The organism is Pseudomonas sp. 18058 (assembly GCF_902706155.1).
Lineage (GTDB): Bacteria > Pseudomonadota > Gammaproteobacteria > Pseudomonadales > Pseudomonadaceae > Aquipseudomonas > Aquipseudomonas rustica.
Genome location: NZ_CACSJY010000021.1, coordinates 49,407 through 74,699, shown reverse-complemented (window position 1 = coordinate 74,699; position 25,293 = coordinate 49,407). Strand labels below are relative to the sequence as shown.

General features: G+C 59.8%; 24 protein-coding genes. 14 read left to right on the top strand and 10 right to left on the bottom strand.

Annotation, left to right across the window (positions count from 1 at the left end):
* Positions 1-22 precede the first annotated feature (22 nt).
* Together GVL50_RS13910 and GVL50_RS13905 are read left to right on the top strand one after the other, a co-directional pair.
* Entirely contained in the window at positions 23-1,258 is a 1,236-nt protein-coding gene (locus tag GVL50_RS13910) for an acetyl-CoA carboxylase biotin carboxylase subunit family protein (RefSeq protein ID WP_159813665.1), read from the top strand.
* Positions 1,255-2,439 (top strand): MFS transporter, encoded by a 1,185-nt coding sequence (locus GVL50_RS13905; RefSeq protein ID WP_159813663.1) that lies wholly within the window; start codon positions 1,255-1,257, stop codon positions 2,437-2,439. The genes GVL50_RS13910 and GVL50_RS13905 overlap by 4 nt, the downstream gene beginning before the upstream one ends.
* A gap of 15 nt (positions 2,440-2,454) precedes the next feature.
* On the opposite strand, the gene GVL50_RS13900 is transcribed toward GVL50_RS13905, so the two are convergent.
* Positions 2,455-3,369 (bottom strand): LysR family transcriptional regulator, encoded by a 915-nt coding sequence (locus tag GVL50_RS13900; protein WP_159813661.1) that lies wholly within the window; start codon positions 3,367-3,369, stop codon positions 2,455-2,457.
* Positions 3,370-3,590: 221 nt separating this feature from the next.
* Here GVL50_RS13900 and GVL50_RS13895 point away from each other — a divergent pair, with 221 nt between their 5' ends.
* From GVL50_RS13895 to GVL50_RS13880, 4 genes are all read left to right on the top strand, one after another.
* Positions 3,591-5,081 (top strand): aldehyde dehydrogenase, encoded by a 1,491-nt coding sequence (locus GVL50_RS13895; RefSeq protein WP_159813659.1) that lies wholly within the window; start codon positions 3,591-3,593, stop codon positions 5,079-5,081.
* 352 nt (positions 5,082-5,433) lie between these two features.
* Complete coding sequence (locus GVL50_RS13890; RefSeq protein ID WP_159813657.1) at positions 5,434-6,420, top strand: ABC transporter substrate-binding protein; 987 nt, start codon at positions 5,434-5,436, stop codon at positions 6,418-6,420.
* 10 nt (positions 6,421-6,430) lie between these two features.
* The gene (locus GVL50_RS13885; protein WP_159813655.1) at positions 6,431-7,234 is read left to right on the top strand and encodes an ABC transporter permease; all 804 of its coding nucleotides are present in this window, start codon (positions 6,431-6,433) and stop codon (positions 7,232-7,234) included.
* Entirely contained in the window at positions 7,222-8,058 is an 837-nt protein-coding gene (locus GVL50_RS13880) for an ABC transporter ATP-binding protein (protein ID WP_159813653.1), read from the top strand. Before GVL50_RS13885 ends, GVL50_RS13880 begins: the two co-directional genes overlap by 13 nt.
* Positions 8,059-8,174: 116 nt before the next feature.
* Here the strand turns inward: GVL50_RS13880 and GVL50_RS13875 are convergent, their stop codons facing one another.
* Both GVL50_RS13875 and GVL50_RS13870 read right to left on the bottom strand, forming a co-directional pair.
* Positions 8,175-9,254: an endonuclease/exonuclease/phosphatase family protein gene (locus tag GVL50_RS13875; protein ID WP_159813651.1), complete on the bottom strand. Its 1,080-nt coding sequence runs from the start codon at positions 9,252-9,254 to the stop codon at positions 8,175-8,177.
* Positions 9,255-9,329: 75 nt separating this feature from the next.
* Entirely contained in the window at positions 9,330-10,004 is a 675-nt protein-coding gene (locus GVL50_RS13870) for a YciC family protein (RefSeq protein ID WP_159813649.1), read from the bottom strand.
* A gap of 178 nt (positions 10,005-10,182) precedes the next feature.
* On the opposite strand from GVL50_RS13870, the gene GVL50_RS13865 reads away from it, so the two are divergent.
* From GVL50_RS13865 to GVL50_RS13845, 5 genes are all read left to right on the top strand, one after another.
* A complete protein-coding gene (locus tag GVL50_RS13865; protein WP_159813647.1) occupies positions 10,183-10,929 on the top strand; it encodes a DUF2076 domain-containing protein in 747 nt (248 codons plus the stop codon).
* Between the two features lie 215 nt (positions 10,930-11,144).
* Positions 11,145-11,624 carry an NYN domain-containing protein gene (locus tag GVL50_RS13860; RefSeq protein WP_007949802.1) on the top strand — a complete coding sequence of 160 codons (480 nt, stop codon included), beginning with the start codon at positions 11,145-11,147 and terminating at the stop codon, positions 11,622-11,624.
* 22 nt (positions 11,625-11,646) lie between these two features.
* On the top strand, positions 11,647-12,252 hold the full coding sequence (locus GVL50_RS13855; protein ID WP_159813645.1) for a PolC-type DNA polymerase III: 606 nt from the start codon (positions 11,647-11,649) through the stop codon (positions 12,250-12,252).
* Between the two features lie 282 nt (positions 12,253-12,534).
* A complete protein-coding gene (yedA, locus tag GVL50_RS13850) occupies positions 12,535-13,470 on the top strand; it encodes a drug/metabolite exporter YedA (RefSeq protein WP_159813643.1) in 936 nt (311 codons plus the stop codon).
* A 52-nt stretch (positions 13,471-13,522) separates the two neighbouring features.
* On the top strand, positions 13,523-14,860 hold the full coding sequence (locus GVL50_RS13845) for a DEAD/DEAH box helicase (RefSeq protein ID WP_007909704.1): 1,338 nt from the start codon (positions 13,523-13,525) through the stop codon (positions 14,858-14,860).
* 86 nt (positions 14,861-14,946) lie between these two features.
* Here GVL50_RS13845 and GVL50_RS13840 read toward each other — a convergent pair whose 3' ends face one another.
* Together GVL50_RS13840 and GVL50_RS13835 are read right to left on the bottom strand one after the other, a co-directional pair.
* Positions 14,947-16,194, bottom strand: a complete 1,248-nt coding sequence (locus GVL50_RS13840; RefSeq protein WP_159813641.1) for a TIGR03862 family flavoprotein — start codon at positions 16,192-16,194, stop codon at positions 14,947-14,949.
* Between the two features lie 268 nt (positions 16,195-16,462).
* On the bottom strand, positions 16,463-17,383 hold the full coding sequence (locus GVL50_RS13835; protein WP_159813639.1) for a histone deacetylase: 921 nt from the start codon (positions 17,381-17,383) through the stop codon (positions 16,463-16,465).
* Positions 17,384-17,466: 83 nt separating this feature from the next.
* Between GVL50_RS13835 and GVL50_RS13830 the strand changes: the two genes are divergently transcribed.
* The 3 genes from GVL50_RS13830 (at position 17,467) to GVL50_RS13820 (ending at position 19,601) form a co-directional block, all read left to right on the top strand.
* Complete coding sequence (locus tag GVL50_RS13830) at positions 17,467-18,036, top strand: GNAT family N-acetyltransferase (protein WP_053124084.1); 570 nt, start codon at positions 17,467-17,469, stop codon at positions 18,034-18,036.
* 105 nt (positions 18,037-18,141) lie between these two features.
* A complete protein-coding gene (tesB, locus tag GVL50_RS13825) occupies positions 18,142-19,011 on the top strand; it encodes an acyl-CoA thioesterase II (RefSeq protein ID WP_053124082.1) in 870 nt (289 codons plus the stop codon).
* Positions 19,008-19,601 (top strand): HAD family hydrolase, encoded by a 594-nt coding sequence (locus GVL50_RS13820; protein ID WP_159813637.1) that lies wholly within the window; start codon positions 19,008-19,010, stop codon positions 19,599-19,601. The genes tesB and GVL50_RS13820 overlap by 4 nt, the downstream gene beginning before the upstream one ends.
* A 143-nt stretch (positions 19,602-19,744) precedes the next feature.
* On the opposite strand, the gene GVL50_RS13815 is transcribed toward GVL50_RS13820, so the two are convergent.
* From GVL50_RS13815 to GVL50_RS13795, 5 genes are all read right to left on the bottom strand, one after another.
* The gene (locus tag GVL50_RS13815) at positions 19,745-20,695 is read right to left on the bottom strand and encodes an alpha/beta hydrolase family protein (RefSeq protein ID WP_159813635.1); all 951 of its coding nucleotides are present in this window, start codon (positions 20,693-20,695) and stop codon (positions 19,745-19,747) included.
* Positions 20,696-21,586: a neutral zinc metallopeptidase gene (locus tag GVL50_RS13810; RefSeq protein WP_159813633.1), complete on the bottom strand. Its 891-nt coding sequence runs from the start codon at positions 21,584-21,586 to the stop codon at positions 20,696-20,698.
* A 120-nt stretch (positions 21,587-21,706) separates the two neighbouring features.
* The gene (locus GVL50_RS13805) at positions 21,707-22,555 is read right to left on the bottom strand and encodes a neutral zinc metallopeptidase (RefSeq protein ID WP_159813631.1); all 849 of its coding nucleotides are present in this window, start codon (positions 22,553-22,555) and stop codon (positions 21,707-21,709) included.
* A 147-nt stretch (positions 22,556-22,702) separates the two neighbouring features.
* Positions 22,703-23,536, bottom strand: coding sequence for an aldo/keto reductase (locus GVL50_RS13800; RefSeq protein WP_159813629.1), 834 nt, complete (start codon positions 23,534-23,536; stop codon positions 22,703-22,705).
* Positions 23,520-25,259 (bottom strand): FAD-dependent oxidoreductase, encoded by a 1,740-nt coding sequence (locus tag GVL50_RS13795; RefSeq protein WP_159813627.1) that lies wholly within the window; start codon positions 25,257-25,259, stop codon positions 23,520-23,522. The genes GVL50_RS13800 and GVL50_RS13795 overlap by 17 nt, the downstream gene beginning before the upstream one ends.
* Positions 25,260-25,293: the final 34 nt, after the last annotated feature.

Here is a 25,293-nt window from a genome sequence, read left to right as displayed (position 1 = left end):
TTTATGGATGGATGTGAAAGATATGCGACAAATTTTGATAGTCGGAATTAACAAGGTATCCATCAAGTACGTTTGCGAGGCAATTCGCAGTGCGGGGTTTGAGCCAATACTGTCGGTGGACCCTGCAGGTTTTCATGGCGCAGCCAAGGCAGTATTCGATGGGGTCACCTGCATTCCCGCATTTAGCGATACCGACGCGCTATCTGCTTACTTGCAGGCCAATAAAGAACTGGTGAGTGCGATCCACAGCATCACAACTTTTTTTGACGAACTCTTTCCAATGGTGTCGGCAGTCGCCAAAGCGTTTGGATTTAATGCACCGCCTGCTGAATTCGCCAAGCTCTCATCCAAGGAGTTTGTCGGTGGCCTGATACCTGAACATGTTCCAGCAGAGACCTGTGTCTTGCTCAATGATGGAGACTTCGAGATATCGTGGCTGACGCCTGGTATCAAAAATGATGTTGTGCTGAAACCCTCGGTCGGCTCCGGCGCGGTGGCGACGATGTTGCTTACCATCGCGGCAAATGAGGATCCTTCCAGCGTGATCAAGTCGGCGATTCTGGGGAGTGGAATTGATCAGCCTGAAAGCACTGCGTGGATCGTTCAGGCGCACTGTGAGGGTGATCTCGTCAGCATGGAAGGTTTCGCCCAAGACGGGCAGGTAGTTTTTCTTGGCTTGTCCAAGCGCAACCGTGTCGGTTTCACCGAAGTCGCTAATCAGTTTCCAGCCAACGAGATGATCGGTTTAACCGTTCGTTCGAAAATCGAGACGGCCGTGTGCGATCTGATCGCACGTGCAGAATTCGATAACGGTTTTTTCCATTGCGAGTTCATTGCTACACCGTCTACGGCTTACCTTATCGACGCCAATATGGGCCGTCTCGGCGGTGCGAGTATTGTCGAGCAAATTGCCTTGGCCTATGACCTGGCGCCTGCCACTGTTCTGCAACACGTTGCTCTGCTGCCGCTGGGACTACTCGAGAGCACACTCCACTACAAACCTGTCGAGCAGTGTCGCCAAACTTTGAGTTACTGGTATTGCCTGGATCAAGAGGCCATCGTGCATGACTGGGAAATTCCGCTCCTGTCTTCCATTCATACACCGATCGCCAATGTAGGCAGCCTGATCGTGCCTATCGGTACGTCTGATTACGCCTGGGTCGGCATGCTCACCGGCTACGCAGACGTTGTCGTACGCGAGATAGGGCAAGTGCTTATTCATACGGATCGCGGCACTAGAAGGCCGGTCTTCCAATGATCTACTTCGTCCGGTTTCTATCGTCCGCCGCTTGGAGTTGTTTCTATCCGTTCATGGCCATTTGGCTCAACTCGGCTGTAGGTCTGAGTACCAGCGCAGCCGGCATCGTCGTCGGCTTCGCCATTGTTTCAAACCGGGTGGGTGCACTGGCCTTTCAAGGCGTGATGGACAAGATTGATCGCCGACGTGAAATTGCCCTCGCGTTACTGTGTGTGGCAGTGGCCGCGTGTTTAATGCTGGCGACGGCTGCGGCGGGAGTTACCCACGTACTGATCTGGATCGTTTTGGTGGTGGTGTTTGGCGTGGCCAATTCGATCGCGACGATTTCGCAGATCTCATACATTGTTCAGTACTTTCGCGAGGGCGAGCACGAGCGAGTGCTTTCCTATGAGAATGTCGCTGCGAACGCGGGCGCTGGAATAGCACCGTTTGTTGCATCGTTGATACTGGCTGGAACGGGTTATTGGTTTGTTGCTCTGCCATTACTGTTAGGTGTTCTGGCAACTGCGTCCACTACGCTGATTCCTCACCTGACAAGGTCAACAATCGCGGCATCAGACAGTCTCGTGTCTTCGGCGAGCATCTCCGACGCGTCGCCTAAAGTTGTTGCGTTCATGATTATCAACTTTTTGACCATGATCGGTTATGCGCAGTTTTATTATGTATTCCCAACCTATGCGACGGAGCGTTTCTCCAGTGAGTTGGTCGGTGTGTTGTTTCTGGTGGCCAGCGGCATCATTATTTTCAGTCAGGTCTATATAACGTCGCTCTCGCAGCGGGTTTCACGGTTGTGGCGGGTCATTGTTTCGAACCTGTTGATCGGCGCGGGTTGCCTGCTATTAATGATTTCGTCTCAAGTGCAGGCAATTCTGTTCCTCGTCGTGGTTTTTATTGTGATTGGCGAGATGATCTGCGGCCCGCTGTATCAGGCCCAAGCTGTAAAAATATGGAAAGGGCGCAGTTCTGTAGCGATGTCCGTGCAGACTTGTGTGTGGGGGGCTGCCGAGGCGACGGCTGCTGTACTCGGACTTCTGGCTGTCGCCAATGAGCTCAGCTTCTTGTCTTTCCTGCTGGGATTTGCTGCCTGCGTAATCGCCGCTGTTGGCGCGTGGATATCGATTGCCATGAAGCGCCCGTTGATCGGCATAGAAATCGAGCAGCGATCACCGCAGGTTTCCTGAAGGGTAGGGGAGTATTCAATTACCGGTCTTGGCCGTCAGTTGTTCGCGGCAATAATCGGCGAACAACTGCGCCGGTTTGGTCAGTTGCCCACGCTTGAGCCACGCGGCCACCAACCCTGAGCCAGTGACGTCTTCGGCAATCTCGACGCACGCGACTTTCTTGCCGTCGTAGGTGCATTCCGAATGCGGCCTCGTCACCAGAATCGAAAAGCCAAATCCCTGACCCACCATCCCGCGCACCATTTCAATCGATGGCGAGCTGAACTCGATGCGCGGCGTCAGCCCCAGCTCTTCGAACAGGCTGACGAAGTAAGTCCGGCTCGGTTGCACATCGAGCAAGATCATCGGATCAAGGCACAAATCCCGCAGCGACACCTGCTTGTACTCGGCAAAGCGATGATCCGCCGGCAGTAGCGCATATGGCCGTTGCGCCGGCATCAGCGGTTCGGTCTGAATGGTCGCGTCGAGCTCATGTTCGTAGAGAATCACCAGATCGAACGCACCCGACGTCAGGCCCTGCACCAACTCCTGTTGCTCGCCGTCGCGAATGCGGATTTTCACTCCGGGATACAGCGCGGAAAACCCGGCGATCAATTGCGGCAGGTACAACGGCGCGACGGTTTCGAAGCAGCCGATATCGATTTGTCCCGCGACAATGTCGTTGTCGGCCAGTGCGTTCTGTTCGAACTCCTTGGCCATGCGCAGCAGTTCTTGTGCCTTGCGGAAAAACCGCGCACCGCTGGGCGTCAACGACACGCCTTGGGCGTGATGACGGATCAGCAGTTGCACGCCGAAGCTGTCTTCCAGACCTTTGATCGCGGTGGAGATCGCCGGTTGCGCGATGTACAGCTTGCGCGAGGCTTCGGCAACGCTGCCGCATTCGACGGTGGTGATGAAGTATTTCAACTGACGCAAATTGTAGGCGGCCACGGCAAACCTCAGGACGAGCGGACTCGACTTCAAAGCAATTTGTGCGCCGCCACGTCCGTTGCGCGACGATGTTTTTATCCTTCAACCATAGCCACCTGCGCAGCGATTGGGTGAAGTCATTGCCCAGTGTTTTTATTGCCTGCGAAGATATTTTTACTATTTTTAGCCCGCGCGGGCCTGAGCGACCATCGATTCACAATAACGTCTCAGGAGCATCCGTCGTGTTCGAGCTTGCAGAGTGGCAGCGCCGTGCCGTTGCGTTGAAATTTCCCGATCAAGCCGTGATCGACGGCCAACATTGCGCCGCGCAGTCGGGGCAGACCTTTGCTGCGATCAATCCGGCGACCGGGCAATGCCTGGCGAATGTCGCTGCTTGTGGCGAGGAAGATGTCGACGCGGCGGTGCGCAATGCACGGCAAGTGTTTGAGTCGGGCTCCTGGTCGCAACGCCCGCCCGCCGAGCGCAAACAAGTGCTGTTGCGTCTGGCTGATCTGCTGATGACCCATCGCGAAGAACTGGCCTTGCTCGATTCGCTGAACATGGGCAAACCGGTGATGGACGCCTACAACATCGATGTGCCGGGCGCTGCTGGCGTGTTCCGTTGGTACGCCGAAGCCATCGACAAACTTTACGATCAAGTCGCGCCCAGTGCGCCGAATGTGCTGGCGACGATTACTCGCGAAGCGCTCGGGGTGGTTGCGGCGGTGGTGCCGTGGAATTTCCCGTTGGACATGGCCGCGTGGAAACTCGCCCCAGCATTGGCAGCGGGCAATTCTGTGATTTTAAAACCGGCCGAGCAGTCGCCGTTTTCGGCGTTGCGCTTGGCCGAGCTGGCGCTGGAAGCAGGATTGCCGGCGGGGGTGCTCAACGTGTTGCCGGGTCTTGGCGAACAGACGGGCAAGGCGTTGGGTTTGCACGCGGATGTCGATTGTCTGGTGTTCACCGGCTCGACCCAGGTCGGCAAGTATTTCATGGAATATTCCGCGCAGTCGAACCTCAAGCAGGTGTGGCTGGAGTGCGGCGGCAAGAGCGCCAATCTGGTGTTCGCCGATTGTCAGGATCTCGATCTGGCGGCGGAGAAAGCGGCGTTCGGGATCTTCTTCAATCAGGGCGAAGTCTGCTCGGCCAACTCGCGGCTGCTGGTGGAGCGTTCGATTCATGATGAGTTTGTTGAACGGCTGAAAGCGCAGGCTGAACGCTGGTTGCCGGGTGATCCGCTGGATCCGCAGAGCAGCGCGGGGGCGATTGTCGATAGCAAGCAAACGGCGAGCATCATGGGTTTTATTCGCAGTGCCGAGGAGTCGGGGGCGACGCGGATTTGTGGCGGGCAGCAGCGGCGAATTAATGGGTCGGACAATTTTATTGAGCCGACGATTTTTACCGGTGTGACGGCGGATATGCCGCTGTTTCGTGAAGAGGTGTTTGGCCCGGTGTTGGCGGTGGTGCCGTTTAACACTGAGGAAGAGGCGCTGCGCTTGGCCAATGACAGTGTTTACGGATTGGCTGCTTCGTTGTGGACGGATGACCTCAACCGCGCACATCGCGTGGCGCGGCAGTTGCGCGCGGGTACGGTGTCGGTGAATACCGTTGATGCGCTGGATGTCACGGTGCCGTTTGGCGGCGGTAAACAGTCGGGGTTCGGTCGTGATTTGTCGCTGCATTCCTTCGATAAGTACACCCAACTGAAAACCACCTGGTTTCAGTTGCGCTGATTGTTGCTGCCTTGAGAAAAGATCGCAGCCTTCGGCAGCTCCTACAGGTTTAGTGGTGTTCACACCTACCCCTGTAGGAGCTGCCGAAGGCTGCGATCTTTTGCATTTCAGACGCTTGCACCACTCTGGTTCGCACTGCTCTTTCACAGTGCGCACTACCCAGTTTTTTCATCATTTGCAGCCAACAATTTCCTGATTTTCCTCACCGCGCACATGGGCCACCATCGATCTTGCCCGCCAGCCGAATGTTGTCCGCCCAAGCGTCCGCGAGAGACCAACGGCAGCAACTGCACAACGGCCGGCGACCGTACTGCCCATGACAAAACTAAATCAACAGCGTCGGGAGTGCTCCATGATCAAGTCCTTGTGTCTCCGTCTCACTCACCCTCTGGCAATCACTGCTCTTGCCGCCACGGTCGCGACCAGCGCCCAGGCCGGCACCCTGTCCATCGGCCACACCACGTGGGTCGGTTACGGCACGCTTTATCTGGCTCAGGATCTGGGCTACTTCAAGGAAAACGGGTTGACCGTCGAATTGCCGGTGGTCGAAGAGGCGTCGATGTACATGGCCGCGCAGGCGTCCGGGCAATTGTCCGGCTCGGCGTCGACCATCGATGAAGTGCTCAAGTACCGTCCGCAGTTCTGCTTCAAAGCGGTCGCGGCGCTGGATGACAGCCATGGCGGCGACGGCGTGCTGGTCGGCAAAGACGTGAAGAGCCTGCAAGAACTCAAGGGCAAATCCGTGGCGGTCAACGAAGGTTCGACCTCGCAATTCTGGCTCTCGTACCTGCTGAAAAAGAACGGCATGAGCATGAGCGACATCACCGTGCAGAACATGACCGCTGACGATGCCGCCACCGCGTTCATTGCCGGTCGCGTGCCCGCCGCCGTGACCTGGGAACCGCACCTGTCGATGGTGCGCGACAAGCAGCAAGGCAAAGTGTTGATCGACAGCAGCAGCACCCCCGGGGTGATCGTCGATGTGGTCGCGCTCAATTGCAGCGTGATCGAGAAGCAACCGGAAGACGTCAAAGCGCTGGTCGCCGGTTTGTACAAAGCCGTGCAGTACACCAAGGATCATCCGGAAGACGCGTACAAAATCATGGCCAAAGGCGTCGGCGGTTACCTCTCCGATCCGAAGGAACTGGCCGCCGCTGCGCAGGGTGTGCGCTTCTACGATCAAGCGATGAGCGAGAAGCTGCTGGGTTCACCGGGCAAACCGGGCGACAGCGCGCCGCTGATCAAACTGGCCAACGAAACCGCCAGCGAATTGCAGGGCAAACCTTACAACGTCAGCAACGACGATCTGGTCGACAACCGTTTCGTTACCCCGCTCTAGGAGGCCTGCAATGTTCAAGCGCAAATCGTGGCTGAGCCGCAGCCTCACGCCGAAAACCGCATTGCCGGTGCAAGTGGTGTGGAGCGCTAGCGCTCTGGCCTGGGTGTTGTTGGTCGGTCTGTGGGCCGGACTTTCCTATGGCGGCATCGTGCCGGGAATGTTTTTGCCGACACCGGGCGCGGTGGTTGAAGCCGCCGTACGCCTGAGCCGCGACGGCACGCTCGGCACACACGTATGGGCCAGTGTCGAAGTGGTGATGGTCGGCTTCATCGTCTCGTCGCTGGTGGCGGTGCCGTTGGGGTTGCTGATGGGCAGCTTCCGCATCGTCCAGGCATTCCTTGAGCCGCTGGTGAACTTCATTCGTTACCTGCCGGTGACCTCGTTCGTGCCGCTGTTTATTTTGTGGATCGGCATCGGTCTGGAGCAGCGGGTTTCGGTGATTATTTTCGGCGTGTTCTTTCAGCAACTGGTGATGATCGCTGATGTGTCGAAGGGCATTTCCAAGGATCTGATCAACGCGTCCTACACCTTGGGCTCCAGCCGACGCGATGCGGTGTTGCATGTGATCGCGCCGGCCTCGGTGCCGGGCGTGCTCGACACTTTGCGCGTGACCATGGGTTGGGCCTGGACGTATCTGGTGGTGGCTGAACTGGTCGCCGCGTCCAGCGGTTTGGGTTACCTGAGCCTGAAAGCCATGCGCGGTTTTCAGGTGGACGTGATTTTCCTCGCCATCGCGATCATCGGCCTGCTCGGTCTGGTCACCGATCAACTGTTCCGTTTTCTCCGACTGAGGGTTGCCGCATGGGCTCAGTGACTGCTGCCAATCATCGTTTTATCGAACCCGTTGCCACCCCTGCGCAAGCCGCGCCGCGTTTGCAGGTGGACAAGGTCAGCCTGCGTTACAAGAAGCCCGACGGCGGCACATTTACCGCGCTGGAAGAGGTCTCGTTTGAAGTGCCGGATCAGCAGTTTTCGGTGCTGGTCGGGCCATCGGGTTGCGGTAAATCTAGCCTGCTGTATTTGACCGCAGGCCTGGCCGAACCGACCTCCGGCGAAATCTATGTTGGCGGCCAGCAAGTGCAGGGGCCGGGCGCGGATCGCGGCATGGTCTTTCAGAGTTACACGCTGTTCCCGTGGCTGACGGTGCGGCAGAACGTCGAGTTCGGGTTGAAACGTCGCGGCATGCCGGCGGCGCGGCGCAAGGAGATTGTTGATTACTACGTCAACGAAGTCGGCCTCGCCGGGTTCGCCGACAACTACGCCAAACAGCTGTCAGGCGGGATGATGCAGCGCGTGGCGATTGCCCGTGCACTGGCCAATGATCCGCAGATTCTGTTGATGGACGAACCGTTTGGTGCGCTGGACAGCCAGACGCGCTTGCAGATGCAGCAGTTGTTGCTGCGGGTCTGGGGCAACACTAAGAAGACTGTGTTGTTCGTCACCCATGACATCGACGAAGCAATTCTGCTCGGCGACCGGGTCTATGTGATGGGCGCGAAACCGGGGCGGATCAAACAGATTCTCGACGTGCCGATCGAACGCCCGCGTTCACTGGACATGGTGATGGAGCGCTCGTTTATCGACATGAAACGGCAGATCTTCGGGTTGCTGCATGACGACCTCGAAGAAGTGCACTGACCCCGCCGTTCTTGTAGGAGCTGAGCTTGCTCGCGAAAGCGGCGTGTCTGCAGCGCATTTATTGGCTGATCCTCCGTCTTCGCGAGCAAGCTCTGCTCCTACAAGGGTTGTGGTGATCATGGAGTGGCGGGGAGCAGGAAGCGCGCAATCACCGGCAGGTGATCGGAGATGCGCAACGTATCGTCCTGCCGCACCGTCGCTTCCACCCGTTTGATTTTCGGGCTGTAGAACAGGTAATCGACCGTGCGATCCGGGCCTCTGAGGCCAGGGTCGTTGGGGTAGTGGGTCAGCCACTGCGCGCGGTCGATGCCGCTGGCTTCGTTGTTATTCGGGATCATCGGGTACTTGTCCCACAGCAGGTGCAGTTCGCTGTCGGCGGAGTAGGGCGTGCGTTGCTCGGCGGGCAGGCGCCGATATTGTCCGAGTGGCAACAGATTGAAGTCGCCGCCGATGACCCACGGCAAACCCTGACTTTCGTACTTGTCGAGCACCTTGGTCATCGCTGTCACCTGCGCCTGCAAGGTGTCGTCCGGTTGGCTGGCGCGTTCCAGATGGGTATTGAACACCGTCAGTTGCCCGCCATCGCTGAGCGGCAGTTTGGTCGCGAGCAAGGCATCTTTCGGCTGAAACTGACGGCTGATGAAATTGGCCGGGGCCACCGGCAGTTGCAGGCGTTCGGCGTGTTCGATGCGGTAGCGGCTCAGGGTCGCCAGTTGCCGGCCAACGCTGCCAAAGATGTGCGGATCGGGGACGAAATCGGCCTTCCAGTCAAAGGCATGGGCGCTGCACGGGTACAGATCGGAGACGCGCTCCTGCAACAGCTTGAGCTGGTTCTGGTAGTCGCTGGCCTTGGCGCCGTCATCGAGTTCCTGCAACAGCACCACATCGGGTTGCTCGTCGCGGATCACCCGCGCCACTTCGTCGAGGCTGAAGGCCATGTCTTCCGTGGTCGGCGCTTCATCATTGCCTTGCGCCAGATCATTCCAGAACACGTAACGCTTGCCGGCCAGGTATTGCACGTTCCAGGTCATGACCTTCAAGGCTTGGCCCGGCACCAGCGTCGGCGGCGTTCCGGTGCAACTGACCGGCAAGGTTTCGCGGGCGTCGGGGCGCCAGGTCAGGCTGTAGATCAGCCCGCCGATCAGGACGAGGGCGAGCAGGGCAAGCGCAACGGTGTAGCGCAGTAGGCGGGTCATGGCTCGGCTTATAGCGTTACAGAAAGTGGCCCCGAGCATACCTGACGGCAGGCGCGAAGCCCAAGGGCTGCCGTGTCAGAGCGCTCTGTCACTTTTGTCAGGCGATTCGCTGATCAGCATGAAAAGCCGGAACAAGACCACACTGGTGAACAGTTGCAGGAAGCTGTGAGCGCTGTCGATCAGCACGGCGATCGCCGGGTTCTGCGGCTCTGGATACACCGCCAGTGTCGCGCCTTTGAGCAGCCACAGCGGCGTCATCACACAGAGAATGCACAACAGAATCCGCCAGAAGTGCCCACGGGTCAGGCGCAGGCTTTCTTTCATCGCCTGCAACGGGCCGAGGCCGCGCAGCACCAGCAGGTACTCGCCGAACGCGAGCATCACCATCAACATCAGGCCCGGCAGGAAATACAGCGACAGGCCGAGCAGGATCAGCAAGGTGTTGAGTGCCGTGAGCAGGGCGAAACGCGGCCACAGGCGCGCCGACATCGCCAGCAGATCAAGGGTGCGCGGCGACTCGCCACGGGTGCGCGCGTCGAGAAACAAAATCAGGGCTGCGGTGTACAACGGATAAACCAGCAGGCCGACGACCACGCTGACCGAGGAAAAACTGTCCGGGTCGGTGTTGTGATCGACCACTTGTTGCAGCAGCGCTTCGAAGATCACCAACGGCAGGCACAGCTGCACGATGCTGGCCAAATGGCGTTTGAAGAAATACAGGGAGTCGCGCAGCACTTCGAAGGCATTCATCAGTCGGTATCGCAGGTCGAAAACAGTGGCTCACATTAACCGATGCGGCGCGGGGCGACACAAACGTAAACATTCGGTAAAGGTCGTTGAAACATCCTGTCACTGTCTCCATTACAGGAGAGCACCTTGTCCGTCGTGGACGAGGGCAACGTTATCCCCGGCAATCTACGAGGTCGCCATGAACAGCGAAGAGCAAACCCTGATCGATGGACTGTTTTCCCGGCTGCAACAGGCCGAAACGGAGGCAGCCCCGCGCGACGCCCAGGCTGAAACGCGGATCAAGGAACACCTGACACGCCAACCGGCGGCAGGTTATTTCATGACCCAGGCGATTCTGGTGCAAGAGGCTGCGCTGAAGAGCCTTGATGAGCAGAACAAGCAACTGACCCAGCAAGTCCAGCGCTTGCAGGCTGAATTGCAATCGGCCAAGGCGCAGAGTGCTGCGCCTGCTTCGAGCGGTGGCGGTGGTTTTCTGTCGAGCATCTTTGGTGGCAGCCCGCGTCCGGCGCCGACCCAGAGTGCAGCCCCATCGTCGACTGGCGGCTGGCGCGAACCGGCACCGCAGCAGAATTATGCGGCGCCCGCGCCACAACAGAATGTCGGTGCACCACCACCAAACTACGCGCAACAAGCGGCCCCGGCGGCCGGCAGCAGCTTCCTCGGCGGCGCCATGAAAACCGCCGCCGGTGTGGCGGGTGGCGTGATGCTGGCGCAGGGCATCAGCAGCCTGTTCCACCACAACCAGCAACCGGAAGAAATCGTTGAAGTGATCAAGGAAGAGCCGGCGCAGGTGGCCGACCAGAGCAACAGTGGCTGGGGCGATGATCAGCGCATGGCCGGCAACGATCAGGGCGGATTCACCGACACCGATTACAGCAACGACGACAGCTCATCGTTCTTCGATGACGATGACTCCTTCGTCTGACCAACGGTCAATCATCAAGCAACACAACCCCTGTGGCGAGGGAGCTTGCTCCCGCTGGACTGCGCAGCAGGCCTTCTTTTAAAAGAAAGGGCCGCTACGCGCCCCAGCGGGAGCAAGCTCCCTCGCCACAGTGTTTTTTACTGGCATACTGAGCGCCTTTTTCGGGCCATGCGCCTGATCCCGCTTCGTGCGCTCGCGCGCTCACAGGAACTCCGGTGAAAAAAATCGCAGTGTTCGCCGACGTGCAGAACCTCTACTACACCGTGCGTCAGGCCTATGGTTGCCATTTCAACTATGCCGCGCTGTGGGCCGATATCAGCAAGGACGGGCAGATCGTCGAGGCCTACGCCTACGCGATCGACCGTGGCGACAGCAAGCAGCAGCAGTTCCAGCAGATCCTGCGCAACCTCGGCTTCACCGTGAAGCTCAAGCCTTACATCCAGCGCAGCGACGGCTCGGCCAAAGGCGATTGGGACGTCGGCATCACCCTCGACATCATGGACGCCGCCGACCATGTCGACGAAATCGTCCTGGCCTCGGGTGACGGTGATTTCGATATGCTGCTCGAACGCATCATCAGCAAACACGGCGTGCAAGCGGTCGCCTATGGTGTGCCCGGCCTGACCGCCAATTCGCTGATCCGCGCCGCCAGCCGTTACGTGCCGATCGAAGGCGCACTGTTGCTCAAGAATTGATTTGAACGGAGTTGAACCCGGTTTGGAACGCATTGCAGTCATCGACTTTGAAACCACCGGCCTCTCGCCGAACAGCAGCTGTCGCGCCACGGAAATCGCCGTGGTCATGCTGGAAAACGGCCGCATCGTCGAGCGTTACCAGAGCCTGATGAACGCCGGCGTACGCGTCCCGGCGTTCATCGAACAACTGACCGGCATCAGCAACGCCATGCTGCGCACCGCGCCGTCGGCCGAACAGGTGATGAACGAGGTCAACGAGTTTGTCGGCTGCACGCCGCTGCTCGCGCACAACGCCTCGTTCGACCAGAAGTTCTGGGACTTTGAGCTGGGCCGGATCAAGCGCACGCGGTTGCAGAATTTTGCCTGCTCGTTGCTGCTCGCTCGGCGGCTGATGCCGGCGGCGCCGAACCACAAACTCGGCACCCTCACGACCTTCGCGCGCCTGCCGCACACCGGCCAGGCTCACCGGGCCATGGCCGATGCCGAGATGGCGGCCAACCTGATGGCGCATCTGGCTGAAGAACTGCGCGGCAAGCATGGCGTGCGCGAGCTATCGCACGACCTGCTGTGCAAACTACAGAAAGTCCCCGCCGCGAAAGTCAGCGAACACCTGCAGCGCTACCGCTAATCCCGACCACCTGATCATTCCCACGCTCTGCGTGGGAATGCCTCAACGGACGCTCCGCGTTCGGCTTTGGATGGGACGCGGAGCGTCCCGGGCTGCGTTACCACGCGGAGCGTGGGAACGATCAACTGACTCACCGCCATCGCCGGCAGGGCTGATTCCCACATTGGTTCAGTGCTGATTTCTCAAAAGTGTACCGGCGCGATAAACAGGTTTTGTAACTTAATTTTGCCTGCCAGCCTTTCTAGAATAACCAATCCACCGACCCTGACCTTCGAGCCGCCCATGCCTGCCCTGCGCCGTTTTTCCCTACCGCTGATCGCCGCTTTTTTTGCGCTGTACGTGATCTGGGGATCGACCTATCTGGTGATCCGCATCGGCGTTGAATACTGGCCGCCGTTGATGCTCGGTGGTGTGCGCTTCGTGATTGCCGGCACGCTGATGTACGCATTCCTGCGTTGGCGCGGGGCACCGGCGCCGACCTGGGCGCAGTGGAAAGCGGCGGGGATCATCGGGGTTTTGCTGCTCAGTTTTGGTAACGGCGCGGTGAGTGTGGCCGAACACACCGGTGTGGCTTCGGGCGTGGCGGCATTGGCGGTGGCGACGGTGCCGTTGTTCACGTTGCTGTTTGGTTATTTCTGGGGCGCACGCAATACGCGTCTGGAATGGGCCGGGGTCGCGTTGGGGATTATCGGCATCGCCATGCTCAACATGGGCTCCAACCTGCAATCGAGTCCGCTGGGAGCGGCGTTGCTGATTTTTGCGGCGGCGACCTGGGCGTTCGGTTCGGTGTGGAGCAGACATTTGCCGTTGCCAGCGGGCGCAATGGCCAGTGCGGTGGAGATGTTGGTCGGCGGCGTGGTGCTGCTGATCGGTAGCGCGATGACCGGTGAACGCCTGCAAGCCGTGCCGCCGATGGAAGGCTGGCTGGCGCTGGCGTACTTGATCTTCTTCGGCTCGATCATCGCCTTCAATTCTTATATGTACCTGCTCAAGCACGTGCGTCCGGCGGCGGCGACCAGTTATGCCTACGTCAACCCGGCGGTGGCGGTGTTGCTCGGGATCGTGTTTGTCGGCGAGACCATCGGCATCGAAGAAGCGCTGGCGATGCTGGTGATCATCAGCGCCGTGGTGTTGATTGGTCTGCCGCAGTGGCGTCGTCCGGTGCAGCCGCCAGTCGTGGCGCCGACAGCCGTTCCCACAGAAACGCGTACGAATTAGGGTAAACTGCGCGGCATTGCATGCCTGCGTTATTTTTTCCTACGGTACTTCCATGACTTTCGCCACCCTTGGCCTGATCGAACCCTTGCTGCGCTCCCTCGAGAAGCTCGGCTACCAGACCCCGACGCCGGTTCAGGCGCAAGCCATTCCGGCCGTGCTGGCCGGTCGTGACCTGATGGCAGCGGCCCAGACCGGCACCGGCAAAACCGCCGGTTTCGCCTTGCCACTGCTGCAGTTGCTGGCCATGGAAGGGCCGAAAGTCGCCGCCAACTCGGTGCGCGCACTGATTCTGGTGCCGACCCGCGAACTGGCCGAGCAGGTTCACGAAGCCGTGCGCCAGTACGCCGAAAACCTGCCGCTGCGCACCTACGCGGTGTACGGCGGCGTCAGCATCAACCCGCAAATGATGAAGCTGCGCGGCGGTGTTGACCTGCTGGTGGCGACGCCGGGCCGTCTGCTCGACCTGTTCCGCCAGAAGGCGCTGAAATTCAATCAGCTGCAAACCCTGGTGCTCGACGAAGCCGATCGCATGCTCGACCTCGGTTTCTCTGAAGAACTGTCGAACATTTACCGCGCACTGCCGAAGAAGCGTCAGACGCTGCTGTTTTCCGCGACCTTCTCCGACGACATCCGCCTGCTCGCCGGGCAGATGCTCGACGATCCGCTGACCGTTGAAGTCAGCCCGCGCAATGTCGCCGCCAACACCGTCAAGCAGTGGATCGTTACGGTCGACAAGAAGCGCAAGGCCGAACTGTTCGTGCACCTGATGCGCAAGAACAAGTGGAAGCAGGTGCTGGTGTTCGCCAAGACCCGTAACGGTGTCGATGCGCTGGTGGAGAAACTTCAGGGCCTCGGTGTGAACGCCGACGGTATCCACGGCGACAAGCCGCAGGCGACCCGTCAGCGTGCACTGGATCGGTTCAAGCTTAGTGAAGTGCAGATTCTGGTCGCGACCGACGTAGCTGCCCGTGGTCTGGATATTGAAGATCTGCCGTTGGTGATCAACTTCGATCTACCAATCGTGGCTGAGGATTACATCCACCGTATTGGCCGGACTGGCCGTGCAGGTGCGACCGGTGAGGCGATCTCGCTGGTGTGCGCGGATGAAGTGAACATGTTGTCGGCGATTGAAATGCTCACGCGCCAGACCTTGAAGCGTCAGAACGAGCCGGATTTTGAGCCTGAACACCGTGTGCCGGACACCGATGCCAGCGGTCAGGTGATCAAGAAGCCGAAAAAACCGAAGAAGCCGAAAGCTTCCGGTGGTGGTGGCAAGCGTAATTTGGGCAAATGGGTGGACAGCGGCGAGACGCAGGCGCCGGAGCCTTCGGTCAAGCCTGTGCGCAAGGTGCCGGTGTTTAACACTGGGCCGCGTAAGCGTAAACCGTAACTCCTGTAGGAGCTGTGGCACGCTGCGATCTTTTGATCTTGCTTTTGAAGATCAAAAGATCGCAGCCTCGTTTCACTCGTCAGCTCCTACAGAGGTAGGGGGTGTTTGAGCCATTGCAGTATCCCCAACCCCGCCGCTCGCCCGCTGGCAAAACACCCGGTCAGCAAATACCCACCCGTTGGCGCTTCCCAATCGAGCATCTCCCCCGCGCAGAAAACCCCCGGCAACGCCTTGAGCATCAAACGCTCATCCATCGCTTCAAACGTCACGCCCCCGGCACTGCTGATCGCTTCGTCCAACGGCCGCGTTTTCACCAGCGTCAGCGGCAACGCCTTGATCGCCCGCGCCAACGACGCCGGATCAGCGAACGTCGCCGCATCCATCAGCTCCCGCAGCAACGCCGCTTTAACCCCATCAATTCCGACCTGACTGTGCAGATGCTTGGCCATCGACCGCGAACCGCGTGGCTTGCTCAACGCCGCTTGTAATTTATCCACAGGCCGGCCGGGCAGCAGATCGATGTGGATAACCGCCTCGCCGTATTGATTGATCGCCTCACGAATCGGCGCCGACAGCGCATAAATCAAACTGCCTTCAATCCCGGTCGCGGTGATCACGCATTCGCCCAAGCGCGGAATGTCATCGTTCAAACCAATGGCGATATTTTTCAGCGGCGCGCCGGCGAATTTGCTGACCATCAATTCGCTCCAGGCCTGCACCTCAAAGCCACAATTACTCGGCTGCAACGGCGCAAGTCCTACACCGCGTTGCTCCAGCGCCAGCATCCACGCACCGTCGGAACCGAGGCGCGACCAGCTGCCGCCGCCGAGGGCGAGCAGGGTGGCATCGGGTTTGACGGTGATTTCGCCTTCCGGGCTGTCGATGCGCAGCGCACCGTGTTCATCCCAACCGAGCCAGCGATGGCGGGTGTGGATAACCACGCCGCTGTCGCGCAGGCGTTTGAGCCAGGCGCGAAGTAGTGGCGCGGCTTTCATGTCCGTGGGGAACACGCGGCCGGAGCTGCCGATAAAGGTTTCGATACCCAGATCATGAATCCATGTGCACAACGCGTCGGCGTCGAAGCCGCGCAGCAGCGGGGCGATTTGCGGTGCGCGTTCGGCATAGCGCGAGAGAAATGCCGGGTAAGCTTCGGAGTGGGTGATGTTCATGCCGCCGACGCCGGCGAGCAGGAATTTGCGGCCCACCGAGGGCATGCCGTCGTAGAGATCGACGCGGATTCCGGCCTGGCTCAGCACTTCGGCGGCCATCAGGCCGGCAGGGCCACCGCCGATGATGGCGACGTGAGCGGGGGAGGAGGCGGAGTTCTGGGTCATGGCGTGCGCTGCGGTATGGCGGGATAAGGCGCGCATTCTAACAGCGCAGATCCCTTGTAGGAGCTGAGCTTGCTCGCGAAAGCGGTGTGCCAGCCACCGACAATATTGAATGAGAGACCGCTTTCGCGAGCAAGCTCTGCTCCTACAAGGTTGTGGTGGTTAAAAAACAACCAGTGTTCTGTAGGCCTTGGGCAGTATGGGCTGTAGGCCCTTTCACTCAGCTTATCCACAGGCAGTTCCACAGCGATTGTGGGTAACGCAGCACAGCTCAATGACAACCGTGTGACTGCCAGACCCGCTGCGCGCTGTGATGGAGGATGCCGTGGCGGCGGGCGAGGGCGTGGCGATCCTTGCTGTAGCCGCCGCCAATCACGCCCATCACCGGAATGTCGCGGCCCAGGCAATGGCGCATCACACTTTCATCACGGGCGGCGACGCCTTCATCCGTCAGTTGTAGATAGCCGAGGGCGTCGTCCTTGTGCACGTCGACACCGGCGTCGTACAGCACCAGATCCGGTTGATACAGCGGCAGCAAATAGTTGAGCGTGTCATCGACCACCTTCAAATAATCGGCATCGCCCATGCCTTTCGGCAGCGGTATGTCCCAGTCACTTTCCGCTTTGCGTGCAGGAAAATTCTTCTCGCAGTGTAGGGAAACGGTAATCGCCTCCGGCGTGTCGTGAAGAATCCGTGCCGTGCCGTCGCCCTGATGCACGTCGCAATCGAAGATCAGCACGCGATTCACCCGGCCACTTTGCAGCAGGTAATGGCTGATGATCGCCAGGTCATTGAAGATGCAGAACCCTGCCGGGTAATCGTAATGCGCGTGATGCGTGCCGCCAGCCAGATGACAAGCCAGACCATGTTCCAAGGCTTTTTCCGCTGCGAGAATCGAACCGCCAACCGCGCGCACCGTGCGTCGCGCCAAGGCGTCGTTCCACGGCAGGCCGAGACGCCGTTGGTCTTCGCGGGACAACTCGCCGCTCATGTAGCGTTCGATATACGCACGGTCATGGGCGAGGGCGAGGATGTCGTTGGGGCAGATCTCCGGGCGCAGCAGGTCGGCATCGCGGGTCAGCCCGCTGTCGACCAGGTGATCGCGCAGCAAGCGAAACTTGTCCATCGGAAAGCGGTGATCCGCCGGAAACTCGGGGCTGTAGTCTTCGTGGTAGATCAGCGGCAGTGGCATGGCGTATTCATGTAGGAAATGTTGGAAAGAGTGAAGGATCCTACCAGCGATGTAGACTTGCGGCATGGAAACGGAGGGGCACGATGGAGCCGATACTGGAACTGCAAAGCGCACGCTTGTTGATGCGCCAGTGGCAGGACGAAGATTTGCCGGCATTTGCGGCGATGTGTGCCGATCCTCAGGTCATGCGTTATTTTCCGGCAGCGTTGAGCCGACTCGAAAGCGCCTCGCTGATCGGGCGGATTCGCGGGCATTTTGCCGAGCACGGTTTCGGCCTGTGGGCGCTGGAGCGCAAGGACAGCGGCGAATTTATCGGTTTCACCGGGCTCGGCGTGGTTGGTTTCGACGCGCCGTTTACTCCGGCGGTGGAAATCGGCTGGCGTCTGGCCAAGGAACATTGGGGGCTGGGCTATGCCAGTGAAGCGGCGTGGACGGCTCTGCGCTGCGGCTTTGACCGGATGGCCCTGAAAGAAATCGTCTCGTTCACCGCGCAAATCAATCTGCCGTCGGAGAAAGTCATGCAGGCGATTGGCATGCATCACGCCCCTGACGATGATTTCGATCACCCCAAGCTCGCCGTCGATCACCCGCTGCGCCGCCACGTGCTGTACCGCATCACGCGGGAGCAGTGGCTGGAAACCTTGCATGGATAAGCAGACACAGACGTTTACAATGGCGCGATAGTGGCTCGCGCCAGAACCTGAATCGACCGTCGCAGCCAAGACTGCACGGCATTGCTTTGTGTGAGGAGAGTCTGAATGAGCCAAGTGTTGGAAGATCTGGTCGACCTGCTGACCCTGGAACCGATCGAAGAAAACCTCTTCCGTGGCCGCAGCCAGGACTTGGGTTTCCGTCAGTTGTTCGGTGGTCAGGTGCTTGGTCAGTCGTTGTCGGCGGCCAGTCAGACGGTTGAAGAAGCGCGCCACGTGCATTCGATGCACGGTTATTTCCTGCGTCCAGGCGACGCCAAGTTGCCGGTGGTGTATTCGGTTGATCGCGTGCGTGACGGCGGTAGCTTCAGCACGCGCCGGGTGACCGCGATCCAGAAGGGCCATCCGATTTTTACGTGCAGCGCGTCGTTTCAGTACGACGAAGAAGGTTTTCAACACCAGAGCCAGATGCCGGTTGTGGTCGGCCCGGAAAACCTGCCGTCGGAATTGGAATTGTTCCAGCAACGTGCGCAACTGATCCCCGAGCACATGCGTGAAAAGCTGCTGTGCCCGAAACCGATCGAAGTGCGCCCGGTCACCGAAAAAGACCCGTACAACCCGCAACCGGCCGATCCGGTGAAGTACGTGTGGTTCCGTGCTGACGGTGCGTTGGCCGATATTCCGGCGCTGCACAAATACTTACTGGCCTACGCGTCCGACTTCGGTCTGCTGACCACTTCGATGCTGCCCCACGGCAAATCGGTTTGGCAGAAAGACATGCAGGTCGCCAGCCTCGATCACGCGCTGTGGTTCCACAATGATCTGCGCGCCGATGACTGGCTGCTCTACGCGATGGACAGCCCGTGGGCCGGCAATTCCCGTGGTTTCTCCCGTGGCAGCGTGTACAACCGCGCCGGCCAATTGGTCGCTTCGGTGACGCAGGAAGGCTTGATTCGCCATCGCAAGGATTGGGCATGAGCCTGAAGAATGTGAAGCATTGGGTGTTCGACATGGACGGCACGCTGACCGTGGCCGTGCATGATTTTGCGGCGATTCGCGTGGCGCTGGCGATTCCGCCGGAGGACGACATCCTCACGCATCTTGCGGCGTTGCCGGCGGATGAAGCGGCGGCGAAACATGCTTGGTTGTTGGAGCATGAACGCGATCTGGCGCTGGGTTCGACCCCGGCCACCGGCGCGGTTGAGCTGGTGCGTGATCTGCATGCGCGCGGTTATCGCCTCGGCATTCTGACCCGCAATGCGCGGGAGCTGGCGCATGTGACGCTGGAGGCGATTGGCCTGGCTGAATGCTTTGCCGTCGAAGACGTTTTGGGCCGCGATGAAGCGCCGCCTAAGCCGCATCCGGGTGGTTTGCTGAAACTGGCAGACGCCTGGGACGTGCCGGCCAGCGAGATGGTGATGGTCGGTGATTATCGCTTTGATCTGGATTGCGGAAGAGCGGCAGGGGCGCGGACGGTGTTGGTGAATTTGCCGGATAACCCGTGGCCGGAGTTGACCGATTGGCATGCTAAAGATTGTGTTGAGTTGCGGCGGATGCTCTTGGCTTGAAATCCTCAGTGCCTGAGCGGGCCTCTTCGCGAGCAGGCTCGCTCCCACATTAGATCTTCAGTGCACAGAGATTTTGTGCCATGCATAAATCCAATGTGGGAGCGAGCCTGCTCGCGAAGGCGGCAGATCATTCAATACACGACTTAATCGAACAGGGCTTTCTGCCCCTCCGGCGACGTCAGCATCCCATCGCCGTTATGTCCAACCCCCGGCACTTCCACCAGCCGCTGATTGACCCCTTCCGGGTGTCGGCGTAGCAAATAGCCGAAGTAAGATTTCCCACGCTCAAGACGGAACGCGCCCTGCGCTTGCGCCGCGCAACTCTTGTCCAGCGCCGGGTGATGCGGATCAATATCCTGCTGCCCGAGCAGATAGATCACCTCGCGTTTGACGTAACTGCTTTCAAGCTGCAGCGGCGTTTGCCCACCGGCGTACACCGGCATGTCTGCCAGCCCGTACTTCCAGCGATTGAAACCCGGGCACTTGGCGTGATCGAACGCCGCCGGCCGCTGTTCATTGAAGTACGCGTAGGAGGACGGATTCGCCACCACATAACGCAGACGAATGCCGTTGGCCTTCAGCGCCGGTTGCTCCTTGGCCAGCAGGGCATAGCGCTGCACCACCTGGCCGCCGCCGGAGTGGCCGAAAATCACGATCTGCTTCACGTCGGGAAACTGTTTGCGATCGGTGATCCGCGCGACGATTTCATCCAGCGCCGCGTAGGAACTCAACGGATTCGGCCCTGTGGATAAGCCGCCGCCCATCCATTCATTGCCTTGCCAACGCAGCAGCGTGGCGGGCAACGAGTACAGGGCGACATCGCTTTCATTGAGAAACTGCGGGGCGATCACCAGCGTGTGTGCGGTCTGTCCGGCCAGTTCGGCGGCGCTTTCGGCGCTCTTGCGATAGGTCTCGGCGTTGCGCAAACGGCCATGAATGACGATCAGCACACGCTCGATTTTTTCCGGCGCCGGGCCGATGCCCACTGCCATTTCCCCGGCCTTGAGTTGCAAGCGACCGGGGCTGATCGCATCGACACCTGCGGCGTGCGCGGTGCTGCCAACGATCAGTAACGCCAAAAGCCATTTATGCATTTACAGGTTTTTCGCCGCGAAGGTGTCGCACTGGCCGACCTGGCCCTGCGCGAATCCGGTTTTAAACCAGCGCACCCTTTGCGCCGACGTGCCGTGGGTAAACGAGTCCGGCACCACACGGCCCTGACCCTGTTGTTGCAGGCGATCATCACCGATGGCGTTGGCCGCGTTCAAGGCTTCTTCGATGTCGCCCGGTTCCAGCCAGTTCAAACGCTTCTGCGCACTGTAAGCCCAGACACCGGCGAGGCAATCGGCCTGCAACTCCTGACGCACCAGCAAACCGCCGTCGCCTTCCATCTGCCGACCTTGTTGGCGGGCTGTCTGAATTTTCGCCGAGACGCCGAGAAGCGTCTGCACATGGTGTCCGACTTCGTGCGCAATCACGTAGGCCTGAGCGAAATCGCCGGCCGCCTTGAAGCGTTGCGACATTTCCTGGAAGAACGCCATGTCCAGATAGACCTTCTGGTCAGCCGGGCAATAGAACGGGCCGGTGGCGGAGGTGGCCAGACCGCACGCCGAATTGACCCGGTTGCTGAACAGCACCAGGGTCGGATCCTTATATTGGCGACCGGCCTGCTGGAAAATCGCGCCCCAGGTGTCTTCGGTATCACCGAGGATCGAGCGGACGAATTCAGCCTGCTCATCGTTGGCCGGCGGCGCCTGACGGGTCTGCGAAGTCGGTGCCGCTTGCTGGGTAGATTGCCCGGCGAGCTGGCCGAGGATCTGCAACGGATCCTGGCCGGTGATCCAGCCGATCCCGACGATCAGCAGAATCGCCCCGAGGCTCAGGCCTTTGCCGCCACCAAAGCGCATGCCGCCACCGCCACCGCCTGCATCATCACCCCGGGCGTCGACGACGTTGTCACTGCGTCGGCCTTTTTTCCATAGCATGTGGGAATCCTCTGTTGTACGTGGTGATGAGTGTTGCTGGTGCACGACGGTGGCGCCAGTCCGGTCGTCAGACCATCGTGATCGACGCCGGTTCTAAAGCAGATGCCGATATTGCCAAGCTTACAACTGCGCGGCGTTGAAGGTATCGCACGCTTCGACGCGGCCGCTATCGAATCCTGCGCTGAACCAGGCACTGCGCTGTTGTGATGTGCCGTGGCTGAAGGTCTCGGGACGTACTGTCTGGTTTCGCGCACGTTGCAGCGCATCATCGCCGAGCACGCTGGCAGCGTTCAGTGCTTCGTCGATGTCGCCCGGTTCCAGCCACGCATGGCGTTGTTGCGCATGGTGAGCCCAGACCCCGGCCAGACAATCGGCCTGCAGTTCGGCGCGCACCTCCAGTCCTGAGTCGCCGGTCACAGGCTGCCTGGCGGACAACGCGCTTTCAAACGGTGCGGACATACTCAGGGCAATTTGCACGTGGTGGCCGACTTCGTGGGCGAGGATGTAAGCCTGAGCGAAGTCACCGACCACCGAAAAGCGCTCGGCCATCTGTTCGAAGAACGCCGGATCCATGTAGATGTTTTGGTTGGTGGGGCAATAAAAGGGGCCGCTTGACGCACTGGCAAAGCCGCAGCCCGACGCGATGCCATCGCTGAACAGGGTCAATGTGGGCGCCGGGTAGTGTTGCCCGGAACTGGCAAATACCTGTTCCCAGGTGTCTTCGGTGTCGCCGAGTATCGATTCGATGAATTTGAGTTGGGGGTCGTCGACCGGCGCGATTTCCTGACTGATGTAGTCCTCAGCGGCAGGCGCCTGTGGTGCGGTGTTGTAGCTCGAATAGAGCGCCACGCCTGTCAGTGCGGCGGCGGCCAGTCCGGCGCCGAGTTTTTTCCCTGTCAGTGTGCGGGCGTCCTTGCCCTCTCGCGTGTCATTGACGTTGTCGCTGCGTCTTGCCTTGTTCCATAGCATGGTGCGGTCTCTCATAGGTTGATGGGGCTTTTTTCGCCTCGTCTATGAATAACCGCACAGCTCAAGTTGTGCAGGGCAGATGTGTAAGAGCGCGTAAGACCGATCCTGCAACTGGCGTTTCGAACCGGGCAAACGCTGTTTTCCTACTCACTTATCAAACGCGTCCCACACCGGCGCGAAGTCCGGACTGACCTGACGTTCGCGCTTCGACAGGCTGGCAATCAGCGCACGGTCTTCATCGTCGAGATTGACCTCAAGTGCCGCGAGATTGGCCAGTTGATTGGCTTTGCTGCTCGCCTTGGGAATCGCTGCAACGTTGTCTTGATCAAGCAGCCATTTCAGCGCGACCTGTGTCGGCAGCACGCCATGCTTGGCGGCAATCTGCTGGATCTCGGCAATGTGTGAAACCTTGTTACGCGCCAGCGGTGTGTAAGCTGTCAGCGCCAGATTGTGTTGGCGAGCGTAGTCGAGCAGGGCGTTTTGTCCGAGCAGGACGTGGTACTCGACCTGAATGGCAGACAGATCAATGCCATATTCCTCGACGACTGTGCGCAGCAGCGGCAGCGGAAAATTCGCCACACCGATATTGCGCGCCAGACCTTGTTCCTTGAACGAGGCCAACGTCTCGAGGGTGCGCGGCAAGTCCCAATCGGTGGTGGGCCAGTGCAGCATGAACAAGTCGACGTAATCGCTGCGCAAGGCTTTGAGGCTGCGATCCATGGAATGGCGCATGGCATCGGGTTGCAGCTGATCCCACCAGACCTTGGTGGTGACGTGAATCTGCTCGCGCGGTGTCGGCGTATTCGCCAAGGCTTGTCCGACCGCGTCCTCATTGTTGTAGGCCGCAGCCGTGTCGATGTGTCGATAACCGAGTGCCAGCGCTTGCTCCACGGCCTGGGTGCATTCTTCGCCGAGCATCGGCCACGTGCCGAGACCGAGTTTCGGCATGTTCAAACCCTGGGCATTAACGATGTGCTGCATGGTCGATCTCCTGTTCGAAAGCGGTGATGCCGGCGATGTGGCGAGCGGCGATGTAGCCGAACGTCAGCGCCGGGCCGAGGTTGATTCCGCCCGCCGGGTAGTGGCCGCCCATGATGCTGGCCATGTCGCCGCCCGCTGCATACAGCCCGGCGATAGGTTGTTGGTTGGCGTCGAGCACTTGCGCGTGAGGGTTGACCTTGAGCCCGGCAAAAGTGCCGAAGCATCCCGGTTGTACTTTCACGGCGTAGAACGGGCCGGTTTCTATTGGGGCAACGCAGGGGTTGGGAAGGTTCGCCGGATCGCCCTGTTTGCGGTTGTAGGGCGTTGCGCCGCGCCCGAATTGCGGGTCTTCGCCGTTGTGGGCATGGCGGTTGTAGTCGTCGAGGGTTTGGCGCAAACCGTTCGAGTCGATGGCGCAAGCGTTGGCTAATTCCTCAACGGTGTTACCGGTTTTCAGATAACCACTGCGGATAAATTCTGACAACGGAACCGGAAACGGCCGTGACATGCCGAGGCCATAGCGGCGCTGAAAGGCGTGGGTGCAGATCAGCCATGAGGCGACTTCTTCACCTGGCGGCGCCGCATTGACCATCGCGCTGACGTAGTCGAAATAGCCGTTGGCTTCGTTGACGAAACGCTGGCCGTTGCTCAGTACGCCGATGATGCCGGGTTTGCCGCGCTCGATGATGTGTGGGAAATGGCCGATGCTGCCGTCGGAATGAGGCACTTGCGAGACGGGTGCCCACGCAACAGGTGACGCAACGACGGTGTTGACCCGCGCGCCGACGCTTTCGCCCAAGCGCAAGCCATCGCCATTCACGGCCAGCGGCGGCAGCGCCCAATGTTCGTGGCCGGTGGGTGTGCGTGGGAACAGGGCTTTGCGCCGTTCGATGTCGTTGGCGAAACCACCTGCTGCGAGTACCACGGCTTTGCGTGCGTGGACGCGGATCGGGCCTTTTTTGCTGTTGATCACTGCACCGCAAACGCGGTTTTCGTCACGCAGCAACTCAGTCACCGGCGCCGATTCCCACAGCAACACGCCGAGGTCTTCGGCCGATTTCGCCAGTCGCGCGACCAGTGCCACGCCATTGACCAGTTGCAGCGCACGGCCATGCGTCGCGAGGTCAAACAGGTGCCGGGTGAAACGTCGCGTCACGTGCCATGCGGCTTTCAGTGAGCGGGTCAGATTGAGGAATGCCGAGAGATCCGCGCCCGCCATGATCGGCATGCCCATGAAGGACGTTTCGCGCATGGTCGTACGAAGTCGCTTGAGCAAGCGTCCGACCTCGCGCCCGTTGTAGGGCGCGGCAATCACTGAGCGTCCGCCGGTGCCCGCGCCCGGGGTGTCGCCATGGATGTCGGCAATCGCGTTGCCGTCGGCGAATTGCAGTGCGGTGTGTTGCTCGAAAAACGCCACCATATTTGGCCCGGCCTCGAGGAAGGCATCGATCATCGCCGGGTCAAAATGCTCGCCCAGTTCATGGCGCAAATAGCTGCGCGGTTGTTCGACGTCTTCGATGATGCCGGCACGACGGGCCAGCGGATTGCACGGCACCCACGCCCAGCCACCCGACCATGCGGTGGCGCCGCCGAATACCGAATCCTTTTCGACGACGATGACCTTCAGGCCATGCCACGCAGCTGTGACGGCTGCCGACAATCCGGCGGCGCCGGAGCCGACGATCAAAACGTCGCAGTCGATAGCGGGAAGTTCGGCAGGCATCAAACAAGGCTCCAGCGCTGAATTATTTTTGGAA